This window comes from Mesorhizobium sp. M4A.F.Ca.ET.020.02.1.1, from assembly GCF_004022645.1.
Lineage (GTDB): Bacteria > Pseudomonadota > Alphaproteobacteria > Rhizobiales > Rhizobiaceae > Mesorhizobium.
On the sequence record NZ_RZOI01001307.1, the window covers coordinates 1 to 694 of the forward strand.

1 protein-coding gene is annotated in these 694 nt (G+C 61.5%); it reads right to left on the reverse strand.

The features are described from left to right. Positions 1–627 (reverse strand): molybdopterin cofactor-binding domain-containing protein (locus EN742_RS36815; protein WP_148670610.1); only part of this gene is annotated, 627 nt, incomplete at its 3' end. Between the last annotated feature and the right edge of the window lie 67 nt (positions 628–694).

Genomic DNA, 694 nt, shown 5'->3' on the forward strand with positions numbered 1-694 from the left:
GGCTATGGCCGCGTCCGTCTCAAGATGAAGATGCTTCTGGCGTGAGTTGACGCCTGAGAATTCGACGACCGCATCCGCCTCGGCAAAGGCCTTCTCGACATCGCCGGTGTTGAACGGATGGTCCATCTCGAAGGCAACGTTGTTCTTGACATCGCCGTGGATCTTCGGCGCGCCGTTCTCCATCGCCGAGAAGGGATCGAGCACGGCGGGCAGGATCTCGTATTCGACCTCGATCAGTTCCAGCGCGCGTTCGGCGATGTAGATGTCCTCCGCCGCCACCGCCGCAATCCAGTCGCCGACGTAGCGAGCCTTGTCCGAGAGGATGTATTGATCCTGTCTTTCCCCCGAGAAAGCGAATTCCGGAAGCGCTTCGGCCATTGTCGAGCGCGAGAATTTCTGATCCGGACAGTCCTTGTGGGTCAGCACGCAGACGACGCCGGGAAGGGCCTGGGCTTTCGACACGTCGATGGCCTTGACCAGGGCGTGCGCGTGGGGGCTGCGCAGCAGCCTGCCTTCCAGCATGCCGGCAATGACCAGGTCTTCCGTATATTTGGCCTCGCCGGTCACCTTGCCGGCAATGTCGGGCTTCGGCAGTCGCTTGCCGACGTAGGAGAGTTCTTCGCTCATGCCGCTACCTCGCGCGCGGCGACGATCTTCTGCGCCGCATCGAGCACCGCGTCGACTATCTTAACAT